The organism is Pseudogracilibacillus sp. SO30301A, from assembly GCF_037072025.1.
Lineage (GTDB): Bacteria > Bacillota > Bacilli > Bacillales > Amphibacillaceae > Pseudogracilibacillus.
In genome coordinates this window covers 42847-59404 of the sequence record NZ_JAXHDD010000027.1, presented here as the reverse complement: position 1 = coordinate 59404, position 16558 = coordinate 42847, and the positions used below count along the sequence as shown (strand labels likewise).

Here is a 16558-nt window from a genome sequence, read left to right as displayed (position 1 = left end):
CATATTTATTTTGAATATTCAATTTCATCAAAAATATAGAATATTTTCACCTTGCTTCTTTTGAATTAATAGCTTTGTTTCCTTAGTTACTCCTTTTTTCATCGATGGACGCTCCTTTTTCTTTGACTAAAGAGCGTCTTCACCATAGTGTTCGAACTGTTTCACTCATTTAACTATTGATTTTTGTTTATACCGATTGATTTTCAACTTGTATTATTATTGCTGTTTATGTATCGTGTAATGGCTTATTCTTCCTCATTGAATTTAGACATAGAAAAACTGCACCTCCAATTATTAGATTTTGTCTCTAACAATTAGCATGCAGTTCATTCAGATAATTACCTTTGTTTTCTTTTTGTAATAATATTTTGATACGGTCTGAGAGCTCTTGGCGGTCCTAAAACTTCCGCCATTATCACACTTTCAATTAATCCCTTTGAAGTTAATTTCTTATCTAAATTGACATTAATTGCTTCCGACTCTTGTCGTTCAACATTTAGTGGACGACTTTCTGAACCTGAATATATTTTTTCATTATGGTCTTTAGAATCTGTAAGTGTAGTTGGCTTGTACCTGTTTCGCAAACGTTCATACTGTTCGTGACGTTGTTGTTCAATAGATTTTTCAACAGTTTGTGTACTGTTTTCTATTTCTTTTTTTGTATCGAATACCATTTCTTTTGCTTGTTCATACGTCTCTCTCATATCAGCCATCGTAGGACGGCGACGTTGGGTTTTTTTAGGTGTTTGTTCTTGTTTATTTTCTTCTCTTCTTCCTTTACTCAGAAAGTTAATAATCACTGCAACAATAATGATTACGAGAAAAAAATATTCAGCTATAAAATCAAAGAAGCTTTCCATTTTTTAAGCCTCCTTACTACCAATAATTATCTAAGTTATTTCTTTGGCTCATCTGGTTTATAATCTTGATCTTTTTTCGTTACTTTTCCAATTGTATCACGCATGTCGGTATCGGCATTTATGTTTTGGTAATTTAAGTAATCCATCACACCCATATTTCCGGATCTTAATGCCTCAGCTAACGCTTTTGGTACTTCTGCTTCTGCTTCTACAACTCGAGCGTGCATTTCCTCAACTTTCGCTGTCATCTCTTGTTCGAGAGCAACCGCCATTGCACGTCGTTCCTCCGCTTTCGCTTGAGCAATATTTTTATCAGCTTGTGCCTGGTCTGTTTGTAAAATTGCTCCAATGTTTTTCCCAATATCAACATCAGCTATATCAATAGATAAAATTTCAAATGCAGTTCCTGAATCTAATCCTTTAGAAAGCACTGTATGAGAAATTGAATCTGGATTTTCTAATACTTGTTTATGTGTGTCAGAACTACCGATTGTACTAACTACCCCTTCACCAACACGGGCGATAACCGTCTCTTCTCCTGCTCCCCCTACTAGACGATCAATGTTTGCCCGTACTGTGATTCTTGCAAGAGCTTTTACCTCGATACCATCCATCGCAATACCTGATATAAAAGGAGTCTCGATCACTTTCGGATTAACACTCATTTGTACAGCTTCTAAAACGTTTCGGCCGGCAAGATCAATTGCTGCTCCCCGTTCAAAAGATAAATTAATATTAGCTCGGTGCGCAGCGATAAGTGCATTTACTACCCGATCCACATTACCTCCCGCTAAATAGTGACTCTCTAGCTGGTTTGTCGTGACGTCAAGTCCTGCTTTATATGCTTTAATTAATGGGTTAATTACACGAGAAGGAACGACACGACGTAATCGCATCCCAACCAATGTAAACAAACCGACTTTTACTCCCGCTGCTAGTGCGCTAATCCATAGTGCAACAGGTACAAAAGTAAACAAAATAACGAGCGCAATTAAAATAAGCGCAATAATAATAATTGGTGCAATTTGTGAAAGACCTAGATCCATTATTCTTCCTCCAATTTTAATTTAATTTTCGAACGACAACCTTAATTCCTTCTACTTCAACAATCATAACACGTTTATCCTTTTCTACAAAACCTCCTTCAGAAACTACGTCAATTCTCTCTTCACCAAATCGTGCTATTCCTGATGGCCTTAGTGGCGTTACAGCTATTCCTTCCTGACCGATTAATTCAGGACGTTCAGTCACAGAAACATAGCCTAGTTCTGTCGTTGTTCGATCACGTAAAATAATTTTTTTGAAAATTCCACGTTCTAATCCTATCCATTTGAATAGAATAACGAAAGCTACTATTGCGACAATAAACGCAATCAAAACACTTAAAGCCATATGACCTAAATCATAACCGGCTAAGAAGAGGGAGCCAAGTACTGCTCCAACCCCAATTAGTCCTAAAATTCCTCCAGAGACAAAAAACTCTAAAATAATTAACAATATTCCTAAAATGAGTAATATTATTGCTTCCATACCAGCAAGACCTGCTATAATATGTCCATAAAAAAATAATAGTAGTGCAATTAATCCCATCGTCCCTGGAATACCAAATCCTGGTGAATATAGTTCAACGATAAGTCCGAGACTAGCAACTGATAATAAAATAGGTATAACGATAGGATTCGTTACAAATCGTGCTATTTCTTCAGCAAATGTTGTTTCAGTTTCTTCAATAGTAGCACCTGATAAATCCAGATCGTGAAGTAATTCAACTCTATTTTGTACAATGCCTTCCGCATAGCCGATTTCAACAGCGTCAGAAGGAGTTAATGTTAAAAATGATCCTTTAGGTGCTCCCAATTCAGGAAGATCAACCTCCGGATCGGCCATAGCAATTGCATACGTCGGATCTCTCCCCTTAGACTCTGCAGCGCTTTTCATAGCTGCAATCCAAGCTGATTGGGCTTTTTCATCTGCAGCATTTCCATCCCCCGTAATGACACCACTAGCACCCATTGTAGCATTAGGGTTCATGTAAATTGTATCAGAATTTAAAGCAATATATGAACCAGCAGATAATGCTTCATTTACAATATAGGCGGTTGTTGGTATTTCAAGGCTTTGTAGTAGTTTTCCAATTTGACCTGCTGAATCGACTCTACCACCGGGTGTATCAATTTCAAAAATGATATGGTTGGCACCTGCTTCTATCGCTTCTTTCGTAGACCTGTTTAAAAAAGCTTCCAGCCCTCTTTCTACTTCTTTTTCAATTGGAATAACATAAACTAATTTATCTTCTCCCTCTGCATTACCTTTCTCTGACGAAGGGTCAAAAGTGAAAGTAAAGAATAAAAAGAAGATTAAAAATATAGCTGGATACTTTGCATAATTGGACAACGTTTATCACCACCTATTTGTCCGAATTTGAAAAAGATATATTATAGCAACCTTATCGTATCATAGATTAGTTCAGCTAGCATTAATTATTACTATTTTTTCAGTATTTGTATGGCCCTCTTTTATCAAAATGTTCATCATAAATACTGACCTGTATAAGATTCTGAACTTTTTACAATTGAATCAGGTGTTCCTTCGGCAATCATTTGACCGCCTTTATCTCCACCTTCTGGACCTAAATCGACAATCCATTCAGCACCTTTAATCATTTGGCTATTATGCTCCACCATAATAACAGTATTTCCAGCATCTACGAGTCGATTCAATAGCTTTAATAATTGGGTAACATCATTTGGATGTAATCCAGTTGTTGGTTCATCCAACAAATAGAGTGAATGCTTATTCCCTTGTTTTAATAGTTCCTTTGCTAGTTTTAGCCGCTACCCTTCCCCACCTGAAAGTGTCGTTAATGATTGTCCCATCTTTACATAGCCTAAACCTATCTCAACAAGTAATTCGAAAACTTCTTTGACTTTTTTCTCCTCTTTAAAGATACCTAAACAGTCTAGAATAGAGCTTTCAAGTATATCATTAACAGAATGCCCATTATATTTTACGGACAATACTTCTTTCTGAAATCGTTTACCATGGCATACTGGAAAAACAACTGGAAAGAAAAGCATATTCGTTGTTACGTAGCCTAATCCTTGACAGTTTTCACAACGTCCTTCCGATAACTCATCGAAAAATACAATGAATGGATACCCATTAGGCGACTCAAAAAAATCACCCAGCAATATCCCGCTTATTATAACCAACAAATCCAATTACAGTTAATACTATTGCAATCAGTGTTAAAACCACCAATGCCATGATATTCATGTCATCTACCGGGATTTGTGGGATATATTCAAAAACGGATAAACTATTCATCCACTGTGGGAAGTCAAGCAAATCGCCAAGATAGACGACAATAAAACAATAGACAATGTAAAGCCAAATAAGTCCAGTAAATTTTGGAATCATCCCGACCAATCCTATAACAAGGCCAACTACCACCCAAATCGCTGGTAAATAAACATAAGCCGAAGTAAAAGTTGTACCAAACGATATGGCCTCATCCATCACCGCCTCGCCTACTGACCATAACCCTAAAGCAACAAATGATTGCATGATAAAGCTTACAACGACTGCTAAAAAGAAATGACTGCCTAGTATACGAGTTCGTGATATTGCACGACTGTAATAGTTTTCTGTAAGATTCTTCGTTTCTTCACCTTTTACTTTTAATACTACCATCACTGCTGGAACAAGGCTAATTAATGACATGATAGCCATTAGCAATGTAATAAATTGCTCCGTCAACGTATATTCCGACTCCACTTCTATAAATGCTTGCATAAGCTCAACATCAGCAAAATATATCTCTAAATCTCCTAAAATTGCTCCAAAAGAGCTACTTAAAATAAAGAGTCCAATAATCCATGCAATTATATTCGTACGCTGTAATCTTAGAGCAAGACCGAATGATGTTTGTAAAAATGGAGAAGCATGCGTTTTACCTTTTTTTGCCGCTATAAATCCAGACCCTAAATCACGAATGAAATGTAAATAAAAAGCAATAAGACCAAACAAAATAGCAACAACCAATAATATTACAACCGACCACCAATCATTATCTATAAATACTCCCGTTCTGACAGTCCAGCCAAGTGGTGATACCCATGATAGTGCCTCACTACTTACATCGCCAATTGCTCGAATAAAATATGCTATGATTAAAACCATAAAAGAAAACATCGTAGTTCCTCTTGACGTTTCTGTCAGTTGGGCAAAAACAGCTGTTAAGCTACCGAATAAAAGCCCAGTTACACCTAAAATGAAACCATATAAGAAAGCCCCTTCCAAATCTATACCTTCTATTCCTAGAGAAGCCAAACCAATCCCTGTTAAAATAGCTAGTAAAATATTTGTTATTACGATAACAATCATTACTGCACTCGCATAGGACAGGCGACCAACAGAAAGGGCTCGAATCATTTCAATGCGACCATCTTCTTCATCCCCTCGAGTAGCCCGCCCTACAAGTAAAATGCTCATGACAGCTACTGCAATTGCCGTAAAAAGCAACATTTCGTTGGCAAACATGGCACCGACAGAATATACATAATCCTCCATTTCATAGCCCGGTCCAAGCATCGCCACCATAGCCGGATTTTCCATCGTTAGTGAGGCGGCTTGCCTCGATTGTTCCTCTTTATAAATACTTGGGTAGGCAGTAGCAACAGACAAGGTGATTCCTATCAAACCAATTAACCAAACGAGAATTTTAAATCGTTGTTGTCTAAAAATAAACGCTGTTAATTTCTTTGTTCCTTTAAAATCTCTTGTAACCATCACAACGCCCCCTCCTCCTTAGAGTTCTCTGTTCCTAGATAATGACGCATAAATAAATCCTCTAATGTTGGTGGGGCACTTTCTAATTTCAAAATACCAAACTCAGCTATATACCGAATAACTGTATCCATTTCCTCTGTATCCACTTGGAATGTTAGCTCCGAATCTTTTTCCTCTAAATTATGAATCCCTTTTAGTTTGTTTAAAGAAGTTAATTGTTCTTTTGTTTTAATCGTTAAATGAGTACGGGTTAAGTGACGTAATTCATCTAATGTACCCGTTTCAATAATCTTCCCATGACGGATAATCCCGACCCGATCACATAATTTTTCAACCTCTGATAAAATATGACTGGAAAGCAAAACACTTTTACCTGCTCTTTTCGCATCAAGTACACATTCTTGGAAGATATTTTCCATCAACGGATCAAGTCCCGATGTCGGCTCATCTAAAATATATAAATCTGCATCGAAGGCAAATGCAGCTATTAATGCAACCTTTTGTCGATTCCCTTTCGAATACGTCCTGCTCTTTTTCGTTGGATCAAAATTGAATTTCTTTATTAACTCCTCTCTTTTTGCTTGATTTGTACTTCCATTCATTGTCATAAAAAGATCGATAACTTCCCCACCCGTTAGATTTGGCCACAGATTCACATCTCCAGGTACATAGGCAATACGTTTATGAATGTCAACTGCATCTGCCCAAACATCTTTACCGAAAATCCTTGCCTTTCCCTCTGTAGCCTTTATCATCCCAAGTAAGATTCGGATGGTCGTTGATTTCCCCGCCCCATTCGGACCAATGAAACCGTACACTTCCCCTTCATTCACTTCCAAATCCACACCATCTAATGCTGTAAACTTACCAAATCTTTTCGTTAAATGGCTTGCTTCTATAATAGGCATATTTCATTCTCCTTTTTAGTTATGAAATATTTTAACTGATATAGTTCACAATACATAAAATTAATCTTCTTTACAATAGTTTATGAACTTTTTTTGTTGTTTTATTACATAAATTTTATTAAACTAACAATGAGGTGAATGAAATGGATGGTTTTGAAAAACGTAGGAAACAAAAGAAAAAGGACATTTTGACAGCTGCATTAACCTTATTCATGGAATATGGAATACAAAAGGTATCCATTACGGAGATAGCTAAAAAAGCAAATGTATCTCAAGTTACGATCTATAATTACTTTGAAAGTAAAGATAATTTAGCCCAGTACGTTTTTAAGTTTTATGTCGATCAAGTATGGGGGGAACAGAAGCAGTTCCTAGAAAGCGCCCTGCCATTTAATGAGAAAATAAAAAAGATTATATTTGAAAAAGGAACAGCTACTAATCAAATAAGTGAACGGTTTTTTCAAGATTTTATGAAGGATTATGCCAGTGGGCAAAGTTATGTAGAAGAAGTATATGAAAAGGAAGCACTTCCACTGTTTATTAAATTTTTTAATGAAGGAAGAGAACAAGGATATATTGATTCTGAGGTATCAGATGAAGCGATTTTATTTTATTTAAAGATGTTTCAAGAATACTTACAGCGTGAGGACATTGCCCAAATGGCACTTCCGGTAGCAGAGGAGCTTACCAAGCTATTCTTTTATGGGATAGCTGGAAAAAGGGAAGATTAAGGGGCAGCCAACAGGGTAGATGGGCAGGAATATTTTTACATTAAATTGAAACCTGTCTGTCTGTTTCTCTTCCTCTGTCCCTCCGAATAAACAAGAGGTCAATAACCCACCATACATTCCACCATGTTACTTAGTAAAACGTTTTTAGCAGGCTTTGTTTTAAATTATCAATCTTTTTTACAAATTATCGCACTTATTTTTAAATTAACATGATGTTCAGCAAGTGCCTGTTTCTTGAACAGCAAATACGCCTATTGAAAAATTAATAATAGTGCGTGTTCAAAAAGGATAAAAAGGATCAAGAAGTTCGAGACGGTGCAGCTCCCGTCAGCGGAATGTATGCATTTAGATACATGAGTAGCGGAGAAACAAGCATTCGTGCGAAATTCGTAGTGTCATTTTTACCGGACTTTTTGAACATCCTCTAATAAAGACACTAGTTATTTATCTCTTTGTCATCACCTTGTTCTTCCTCTTCTTTTTCCTCATGAAATTGTAGTAGTAGTTTGGGATGATACTTAACTTAATCAAAGGGGGTGTAGTAGTAGCGACCAGGGCAGTAATGTTGAAAAAGATAACCAAATGTAGATTTTAAAAATGGTCGGACCGTCTATAAAAATAGTTGAACCGTTTTACCCCTTTGGATATGGTAATCTAAAGGGTGTTTTTATAACAATAGCTATCCCCCATTTAAGTAGATGACTTCCGAACGCACATCAACCATCTTTTTTTACTTTTGTGTCATTATACTCAGGTTGTAAAATCGCATAGCTGTATTCATCCCACCACGTATCTTTATAGGGAATACATTGTTTAAAGAATCCTTCACGGCGCATACCAATCTTCTCCATGACACAATAAGAGGCTGTGTTTTCAGGTTGACAGGTAGCGACAACACGGTGTAAGTTTAATGTTTCAAATGCATAAGCGATAATTGCTCTCGCAGCTTCTGTAGCATAACCATTGCCATGAAACATGTTATTAAAAACCCATCCAATCTCATACGTATGCTCGCCAAAGTATTTCTCGAAGATCATATGACCAATAACTTCATTTGTTTCTAGGAGAACGACAGAAAAAGCTTCGGGATTGTCACGACTATGTTTTTCAATAAACTTTTTTGTTTCGTCCTTAGTGAAGGTACCCTCTGGTAGATAGTGCATCGTTTCCTCATCTGAGACATACGCATAAACGAAGGGAAAATCTTCTTGCTTGAACTGCCGTATAAGTAATCGTTCCGTTGTAATCTGCATGTTAAAACCCCCATATATCCTCAGTTAATTACTGACGCGCTGCTGTTTGTACTCCGATACCATCAAAAATTTTTACCGTCTTCTGTTAGTAAAATTTTCTACTAATTAAAAAGATCCTTCCATTTAAAATGAAGAAGGATCTTTTTGTTTCATTTATTAACTTCGTTTATAAAATTTTAGAAAATTTTATTGTAAATATTGTTGTACGAGTTTTTGAACAACTGCGCCATCAGCTTTACCCTTCACTTTGGGCATAATTTTACCCATTACTTTACCGAACTCTTTTTTAGACGTTGCTTTAACTTCAGAAATCGTTTCTTTCACGATCTCCTCCAGTTCCTCTTCTGTAAGTTGTTTAGGTAAATACACTGTTAAAATTTCAATCTCTTTTTCTAGCTTTTCTACAAGATCTTCACGACCAGCATTCTTAAATTCCTTAAGGGAGTCGTTTCGTTGTTTTAATTCTCTTGATAAAATGGAGCGTTCATTTTCTTCTTGTAATGTGTCTATCCCGAGTTGAATCGCTTCGTTTTGCAGAGAAGCTTTCACCATACGGATTACACTAAGTTTTTCTTTATCTTTAGCCTTCATGGCTTGTTTCATATCTTCGTTTAATCTGTCCATTAAAGACATTTACGTGCACCTCTTTAGTATTTACGCTTACGAGCTCTTGCTGCTTCAGATTTTTTCTTACGACGTACGCTAGGTTTCTCATAATATTCTCGTTTACGATATTCAGATAGTGTACCATTTTTTGAGACACTACGTTTAAATCTTCGAAGTGCATCTTCAATGGATTCGTTCTTACGAATTCGAGTTGTATTCGGCATACTAATTTCCCTCCCTCCGGAGTATAAGACAATAATGGATAGACATACGTGTTCATTAAATATGCCTGTTACAATTATATTATAAGGATTCGGATGGGTCAACAGCTAATATTTTTACCTTCATATTATTAGAAAACTTAGCTTACCATAAAATCTTTATGAAACATGATTTTTGTTCGTTTTCTGCTTTATTCATTCTGTTGAAGAGTAATTAACTCGATTTTAATTGATCGGCCACTTTAACAAAAACTCCTTTATTTAAAGGATAGCCTGTTTGCGTTAGTTTTACGCATACAATCGAACCAATCAATTCCTGTGGTGCTTCAAATTGAACTTTTAAATAATTATCTGAATGTCCAACTAAGTAGCCATTTTTTGAACTTTTTTCTTCTGGAATAACTTCTAATACAGCACCATCATAGTGAGCTGCATATTGCTCAGCTAATTGATTGGATAAAGAAATCATTTTCTCTACTCTAGCTTCTTTTATTTCGGTTGGAACTTGATTCTCCATGCGTGCAGCTGGTGTACCTGTTCTTCTTGAATACGGAAAAACATGCAGTTCTGCATAACCGATTTTCTTTATAAATTCATATGTCTCCATAAATTCTTCTTCCGTTTCTCCTGGAAATCCAACGATTACATCAGATGTAATTGCGAGTCCTGGAAGTGCTTTTTTAATTTTTTTCACTTTTTCTTCATAAAAGTCAGCAGAATATTTACGGCGCATTCTTGCAAGTACCGTATTTGATCCAGACTGTAATGGTATGTGCAAATGTCTTACGATTTTATTCGATTTATCCAGAACATCTATTACTTCATCTGTAATTTGACTTGCTTCAATAGAAGATATGCGGATTCTTTTTAACCCGTTTACTTTCATTTCAAGATCCCTTAACAGTCTTGCAAAATTATAGTCTGGCATATCTTCACCATAACCTGCTGTATGAATACCTGTTAATACAATCTCTTTATACCCCGCATCAGTAAGTTTCTGTGCTTGTTCTAATACATTTTCTGGATCTCTTGAACGTAACAGCCCTCTAGACCAAGGGATGATACAAAACGTACAGAAGTTATTACACCCTTCTTGAATTTTTAAAGATGCTCTCGTACGATCTGAGAATTCCGGTACATCCATTTCTTCAAACACACGATTTTGCATAATAGCGGAAACCCCATTGATCGGAAGACGTGTTTGCTGATGTTCTTCAATTAATCCAATCATTTTCTTTCTATTTTGTGTCCCAACAACAACATCGACCCCAGGAATTTCCATTACTTCTCCAGGGGAAGTTTGAGCATAACAACCTGTTACACAAACGATCGCTTCCGGGTTTTTTCTAACAGCACGTCGAATTATCTGTCTACTTTTTTTATCACCTGTATTCGTTACTGTACATGTATTTATGACATAAACATCTGCCATACGTTCAAAATCAACTCTTTCATAGCCGTGATCTTTGAACATATTCCAGATGCCTTCTGTTTCGTAATGATTTACTTTACAGCCTAAAGTATGAAATGCAACGGTAGGCATTTAATGACACCTCAATTCTTCAAAATGATACGAAATACTAGCTAATGCATATAGTGAAGCTGTTTCTGTTCTTAAAATTCTTTTCCCTAATCGGATAGGGACAAAATTATTATCCTTTAAAAACATAGCTTCTTCAATCGAAAATCCACCTTCAGGCCCAATAAAAATTAACAACTTTTCATTTTCTTTCACTTGAGATAGTACAGCACCGAAAGATGAATAGTTATCTACTTTCGCCTCTTCTTCATAGGCAAACAATTTCACGTCATAATTCGTGCTTTTTTCAACAATCTCTAGTAATGAATTTGGCTCTTCCAAAATTGGGCTTTGGTTCCTGTGACACTGCTCGCTAGCTTCCTTTATTATTTTACGATATCTTTTTAATTTTTGCTCGGATTTTTTCTTATCCCATTTTACTATCGATCGATCTGCCTCAAACAAGCAGAATTTCTGAGCACCTAACTCTGTACCTTTTTGAAAAATGAGTTCAAGTTTATTGCCTTTGGTCAAACCTTGGGCAATTGCTACATGCACAGGTAGTTCCGAATTTGTATCAAGCCATTCCTTTATTTCTACTTTCACTTTGTTTTTTTCAAGGTAAATAATTTGGCAAATTGCTGCTTTACCATCAGGATGTGCACAAATGATTTTATCACCTTGTTTAAAACGCATAACTCTATTAATATGATGTGCATCGTCATCCGTTATATCGATAAACTCATTACTCCAATTTGCTTTAGGAATAAAATATCGTTGCACAATGTCACCTACTATTTATCTTTTTTTGTGCTATAATGCTTACCCAATTTTCATATTGATTTGTCTCAATCACTTCAAATCCAGTATTTAAAAGTTTATCAATTAGAAATTGTTGTTTTGCTTCAATAATTCCTGAAGTAATAAAGTAACCGGCATCTTCCAAGTTATTCCATGCATCATCTACTAAACGAAGTAATATATCTGCTAAAATATTTGAAACAATAATATTAACTCTTTTATCGACATTTTTTAATAAGTCATTTTGTTTAATTGTAATCTCATTTTCAAGATGATTGCTATCTCTGTTTTGCTTAGAACTACTTACTGCGACCTCATCAAGATCATAGCCATAAACGTGTTTTGCACCTAATAAAACAGCGGCGATGCTTAAAATACCTGAACCTATTCCAACGTCCATAACAAGATCATTAGGTTGAATTACTTTTTCCAGCGCTTGTAAACTTAAAATCGTTGTCGGATGAGTTCCCGTTCCAAAAGCCATTCCTGGGTCTATCGTTATAATTAATTCATCTTGGGAAGTCTTCTTATATTGTTCCCAAGATGGAACAATTGTAATTCGATTCGTTACTTTCATTGGCTTAAAATATTTTTTCCACTCGTTTTCCCAGTCTTCCTCTTTTACTATGTCTGTTGTCATTTTATTTTTTCCAAGATTTATTTTATATTGTTTCAAGTTATTTATTCTTAATCGAATAACTTCTAGCGTTTCAGCCCATCTATCATTCTGTAAAAAATATGACTTAATGATTAAACCTTCGTTAGGATATTTTGTCTTATCAAGCTCATATACTTCTCCAAATACATCCCTTTTTTCCCTCGATAAATCAGCTGGATCTTCAATAACTACTCCATTTGTGCCTATTTCATTCAATATATTTGTAACTGGTTCTAAAGCGTCATTTGTAGTATGGATGGACAACTCAATCCAATTCAAAATTATCACTCACTTCAATTGTTGCAGCATATTTTTATTCACCTTTAAATGCCTTTTTAAATCGTTTAAAAAAAGAATCTTCTTCTGTTGATAATGGATCATTATCCGCAATTTCATTAAATTCTTTTAAAATCTCTTTTTGTCGACTTGTTAATTTAGTAGGCGTTACTACTCTTACTTTGACATGTTGATCTCCTTGTCCGTAACCTCGAACATTCGGTGCACCTTTTCCTCTTAATCTAAAGGTTTTCCCTGTTTGTGTACCAGGTGGGATTTTAAACATAACTTTTCCATGAACGGTTGGTACCTCTATTTCATCTCCAAGTGCTGCTTGCGCAAATGTTATCGGTAATTCAAGAAAAATATGATCGCCTTCTCTAGTGAAAAACTCATGGTCTTTAACTGAAACGACAACGAATAAATCTCCTGGTGGTCCACCATTGACACCTGCTTCTCCTTTTCCGGAAACTCGAATTTGTTGTCCTTCGTTAATACCAGCTGGAATGGAAACTTTAATTTTTGCATGTTTTTTCACTCGTCCTGTACCACCACATGTCGTACATTTATCAGGGATAATTTTACCTGTTCCTTGACAGTAATGGCATGCTCTTCGGTTGACTACTCTACCGAATGGAGTATTTTGTTCTGTGTTTAATTGTCCAGAACCATGGCAATGATTACATGTTTTTGGTTTCGTTCCTGGTTTAGCTCCTGAGCCATGACAAGTTTCACAAGATTCTTCTTTCGGGATTGATATTTCAGTTTCCTTACCAAAAATCGCTTCCTCAAATGTTAAAGTCATTGTATATTGTAAGTCTGCACCTTGCTGTGGTGCATTCGGGTCTCTCCGTGCCCCTCCACCAAAAAACATATCAAAGATATCACCGAATCCAGAAAAGTCTCCTGCTCCTCCTCCAAAACCTTGGCTTCCTGTGCCAGCGTGGCCGAATTGGTCATACTGTGCTCTTTTCTGGTCGTTATTTAATATTTCATATGCTTCTTTTACTTCCTTAAATTTTTCTTCTGCCTCCGGAGACTTGTTAACATCCGGATGGTATTTACGAGCTAGCTTACGATATGCTTTCTTTATATCATCCTTAGACGCATCGCGTTCAAGTCCAAGAATCTCATAATAATCTCGTTTACTCAAACTAATTCACTCTCCTAAAACCCGCAATTTCAATACATTTAATCATAGCATTTTTTTGTTCTTTTAAGCAAATTTCATTAGAAAACTTGGCTTATCGCCAAGCCTTGGTTGCACTTACGACGCACAGGACGTGCTAGTACTGGCGTTGCGACAGGACATCGCGCTTGTAGCCAGTGAGCAGTAGGCAAGTTTTATACTTTCTTATCTGCTAAAAAATCATCTTAAAAAAAGTCAAAGTCAAGAAAACCTGACTTTGACTTTCATACTACATTTTAATTCTTCTCTGCTTTATCCTTTTCGTCATCAACTTCTTCATAATCAGCGTCTACTACTTCATCGCTTTTATTGTCCGTTTCTGTCCCTTGCCCGGCTTGTTGTTCTTGGGCCATCTGTTCATATAATTTAACGGATAATTGTTGTACTTGTTCCTCTAAAGCAGTCTTTTTCGCTTTAATTTCTTCAATATCAGTACCTTCTAACGCTTTTTTAAGCTCTTCTTTTGCCGCTTCTGCTTTTTGTTTTTCTTCTTCTGAAACTTTATCCCCTAAATCTTTAATTGTTTTGTCTGTCGTAAAGACAAGCTGATCTGCCTCGTTACGTAAATCAATTTCTTCCCGACGTTTCTTATCAGCTTCTGCATTTTCTTCTGCGTCTTTAACCATTTTATCAATTTCTTCATCTGATAATCCTGAAGATGATTGAATAGTAATCGACTGTTCTTTGTTTGTCCCCAAATCCTTTGCACGTACATTTACAATTCCGTTTGCATCAATATCAAAAGTAACCTCGATTTGAGGAACCCCTCTAGGTGCTGGTGGAATATCCGTTAATTGGAAACGACCTAATGTCTTGTTATCAGCAGCCATTTCACGTTCCCCTTGTAACACGTGAATATCAACTGCTGTTTGGTTATCTGCAGCTGTTGAGAAGATTTGTGATTCACTTGTAGGAATCGTAGTGTTTCGCTCAATTAATTTCGTTGTTACAGCACCCATCGTTTCAATTCCGAGTGACAGTGGTGTAACATCAAGTAATAGAACATCTTTTACATCACCTTGTAAAACTCCACCTTGAATTGCTGCACCAAGTGCTACAACTTCATCAGGGTTAACTCCTTTAGAAGGTTCTTTACCAATTTCATTTTTGATTGCCTCTACAACTGCGGGAATTCGGGTAGAACCACCAACTAATAACACTTTATCAATTTCATTAGGAGACAAGCCAGCATCAGATAGTGCTGTTCGAACTGGATTCATCGTTCTTTCCACAAGACCATTTGTTAACTCATCGAACTTTGCTCTTGTTAGTGTAAGCTCTAAATGTAGTGGACCCGCTTCTCCAGCCGTAATAAATGGTAAAGAAATTTGTGTTTGAGTTACGCCAGATAAATCTTTTTTCGCTTTTTCAGCAGCATCTTTTAAACGTTGTGTCGCCATTTTATCTTGTGATAAGTCGATTCCATTTTCTTTACGGAATTCTTGTACCATATATTCGATAATTTTTTCATCGAAATCGTCTCCACCAAGACGATTATCCCCAGCAGTAGAGATTACTTCAAACGTTCCATCACCAATATCCAAAATCGAGACATCAAATGTACCTCCACCAAGGTCATATACAAGAATTGTTTGGTCTTCATTTTCTTTATCAATTCCGTATGCAAGTGCAGCGGCAGTCGGCTCATTAATAATTCTTTCCACTTCAAGTCCTGCAATAATACCAGCATCTCTTGTCGCCTGTCTTTCCGCATCATTAAAATAAGCTGGTACAGTAATAACTGCTTTACTTACTTTTTCACCAATATAGTCTTCTGCATAGCTTTTTAAATGTTGTAAAATAATTGCTGAAATTTCTTGTGGAGTATAATCTTTACCTTCAACATTTACTTTATGATCAGTTCCCATATAGCGTTTAATGGATTGAATTGTATCCGGGTTCGTAATCGCTTGGCGTTTTGCGACCTCTCCAACCTGTCTTTCGCCGTTTTTAAAAGAAACTACAGATGGTGTTGTTCGGTTTCCTTCCGGGTTTGCAATAACAACCGGTTCGCCGCCCTCCATTACAGTTACACAAGAATTCGTAGTACCTAAGTCAATACCGATAATTTTACTCATTTTCAAAACTCTCCTTTGTTACACTTCTATTTATTTACTTTTACCATTGCTGGTCGAATTACTTTGTCTTTTAGCATATACCCTTTTTGTAGCTCTTCTACAATAATATTTGAAGCAAATTCCTCATCTTCTATTTGCATAACAGCATGATGATAGTTTGGGTCAAACTCCTTTTCAACTGTTTCAATTTGTTCAATACCTTGTGATTGTAATGCTGTTACCAATTGGTTATACACCATTTGCATTCCTTCTACAAAACCTTTATTTTCTTCTGATACTTCTGTCTGTAGCGCTCTTTCGAAATTATCTAGAATTGGCAAAAGTTCAAGCGCTAATTCTTCTGATTTGTATTTACGTTCAGCAGTCTTTTCTTTTTGTGTTCTTCTTTTATAATTTTCAAATTCTGCTTGATTTCGCAGTAATCGATCGTTTAATTGCTCTACCTCTGCTGTTAATTTCTCGTTTTCAAATTGTAACGTTTTTGAGACAGTCTCCTCTTCTTCTTGAGGTTGGTCAGAATTTTCGTCCTCTTCGGCTTCTAATTTTGATTCATTTTCTTGAATATCTGCTTCTGCATCTTCTTCAGTTATTACAGTTTCTTTTTCTTGTTCATTCAATGTCCGGCACCTCCAATATTAATTGCCACGATAAACCATAACATGAATTA

At 36.2% G+C, this 16558-nt stretch carries 17 protein-coding genes; 1 reads left to right on the top strand and 16 read right to left on the bottom strand.

Annotated features, from left to right (window positions below; genetic code table 11):
- Window positions 1–338: 338 nt before the first annotated feature.
- From SPD89_RS13705 to SPD89_RS13675, 7 genes are all read right to left on the bottom strand, one after another.
- On the bottom strand, window positions 339–860 hold the full coding sequence (locus SPD89_RS13705; protein ID WP_336262513.1) for a hypothetical protein: 522 nt from the start codon (window positions 858–860) through the stop codon (window positions 339–341).
- A 35-nt stretch (window positions 861–895) separates the two neighbouring features.
- Window positions 896–1906: a flotillin-like protein FloA gene (gene floA / locus SPD89_RS13700; RefSeq protein ID WP_336262512.1), complete on the bottom strand. Its 1011-nt coding sequence runs from the start codon at window positions 1904–1906 to the stop codon at window positions 896–898.
- A gap of 16 nt (window positions 1907–1922) precedes the next feature.
- Window positions 1923–3254 carry an NfeD family protein gene (locus tag SPD89_RS13695; protein WP_442961164.1) on the bottom strand — a complete coding sequence of 444 codons (1332 nt, stop codon included), beginning with the start codon at window positions 3252–3254 and terminating at the stop codon, window positions 1923–1925.
- A 137-nt stretch (window positions 3255–3391) separates the two neighbouring features.
- Window positions 3392–3637 carry a hypothetical protein gene (locus SPD89_RS13690; protein ID WP_336262511.1) on the bottom strand — a complete coding sequence of 82 codons (246 nt, stop codon included), beginning with the start codon at window positions 3635–3637 and terminating at the stop codon, window positions 3392–3394.
- Between the two features lie 57 nt (window positions 3638–3694).
- Window positions 3695–4051 carry a hypothetical protein gene (locus tag SPD89_RS13685; protein ID WP_336262510.1) on the bottom strand — a complete coding sequence of 119 codons (357 nt, stop codon included), beginning with the start codon at window positions 4049–4051 and terminating at the stop codon, window positions 3695–3697.
- Complete coding sequence (locus SPD89_RS13680; RefSeq protein WP_336262509.1) at window positions 4041–5651, bottom strand: ABC transporter permease; 1611 nt, start codon at window positions 5649–5651, stop codon at window positions 4041–4043. Before SPD89_RS13680 ends, SPD89_RS13685 begins: the two co-directional genes overlap by 11 nt.
- Entirely contained in the window at window positions 5651–6559 is a 909-nt protein-coding gene (locus SPD89_RS13675) for an ABC transporter ATP-binding protein (protein ID WP_336262508.1), read from the bottom strand. Before SPD89_RS13675 ends, SPD89_RS13680 begins: the two co-directional genes overlap by 1 nt.
- 143 nt (window positions 6560–6702) lie before the next feature.
- On the opposite strand from SPD89_RS13675, the gene SPD89_RS13670 reads away from it, so the two are divergent.
- The gene (locus tag SPD89_RS13670; RefSeq protein ID WP_336262507.1) at window positions 6703–7290 is read left to right on the top strand and encodes a TetR/AcrR family transcriptional regulator; all 588 of its coding nucleotides are present in this window, start codon (window positions 6703–6705) and stop codon (window positions 7288–7290) included.
- A 716-nt stretch (window positions 7291–8006) separates the two neighbouring features.
- On the opposite strand, the gene SPD89_RS13665 is transcribed toward SPD89_RS13670, so the two are convergent.
- The 9 genes from SPD89_RS13665 to grpE form a co-directional block, all read right to left on the bottom strand.
- Window positions 8007–8543 carry a GNAT family N-acetyltransferase gene (locus tag SPD89_RS13665; protein ID WP_336262506.1) on the bottom strand — a complete coding sequence of 179 codons (537 nt, stop codon included), beginning with the start codon at window positions 8541–8543 and terminating at the stop codon, window positions 8007–8009.
- Between the two features lie 186 nt (window positions 8544–8729).
- The gene (locus SPD89_RS13660) at window positions 8730–9176 is read right to left on the bottom strand and encodes a GatB/YqeY domain-containing protein (RefSeq protein WP_336262505.1); all 447 of its coding nucleotides are present in this window, start codon (window positions 9174–9176) and stop codon (window positions 8730–8732) included.
- A 14-nt stretch (window positions 9177–9190) separates the two neighbouring features.
- Window positions 9191–9373, bottom strand: coding sequence for a 30S ribosomal protein S21 (gene rpsU, locus SPD89_RS13655; protein ID WP_336262504.1), 183 nt, complete (start codon window positions 9371–9373; stop codon window positions 9191–9193).
- Between the two features lie 211 nt (window positions 9374–9584).
- Window positions 9585–10913, bottom strand: a complete 1329-nt coding sequence (mtaB, locus tag SPD89_RS13650; protein WP_336262503.1) for a tRNA (N(6)-L-threonylcarbamoyladenosine(37)-C(2))-methylthiotransferase MtaB — start codon at window positions 10911–10913, stop codon at window positions 9585–9587.
- Window positions 10914–11672, bottom strand: coding sequence for a 16S rRNA (uracil(1498)-N(3))-methyltransferase (locus SPD89_RS13645; protein ID WP_336262502.1), 759 nt, complete (start codon window positions 11670–11672; stop codon window positions 10914–10916).
- Window positions 11673–11676: 4 nt separating this feature from the next.
- Window positions 11677–12636 carry a 50S ribosomal protein L11 methyltransferase gene (gene prmA, locus SPD89_RS13640; RefSeq protein WP_336262501.1) on the bottom strand — a complete coding sequence of 320 codons (960 nt, stop codon included), beginning with the start codon at window positions 12634–12636 and terminating at the stop codon, window positions 11677–11679.
- Window positions 12637–12661: 25 nt separating this feature from the next.
- Window positions 12662–13777 carry a molecular chaperone DnaJ gene (gene dnaJ, locus SPD89_RS13635; protein ID WP_336262500.1) on the bottom strand — a complete coding sequence of 372 codons (1116 nt, stop codon included), beginning with the start codon at window positions 13775–13777 and terminating at the stop codon, window positions 12662–12664.
- Between the two features lie 272 nt (window positions 13778–14049).
- Complete coding sequence (dnaK, locus tag SPD89_RS13630; protein WP_336262499.1) at window positions 14050–15891, bottom strand: molecular chaperone DnaK; 1842 nt, start codon at window positions 15889–15891, stop codon at window positions 14050–14052.
- A 26-nt stretch (window positions 15892–15917) separates the two neighbouring features.
- On the bottom strand, window positions 15918–16508 hold the full coding sequence (gene grpE, locus SPD89_RS13625; protein ID WP_336262498.1) for a nucleotide exchange factor GrpE: 591 nt from the start codon (window positions 16506–16508) through the stop codon (window positions 15918–15920).
- Window positions 16509–16558: the final 50 nt, after the last annotated feature.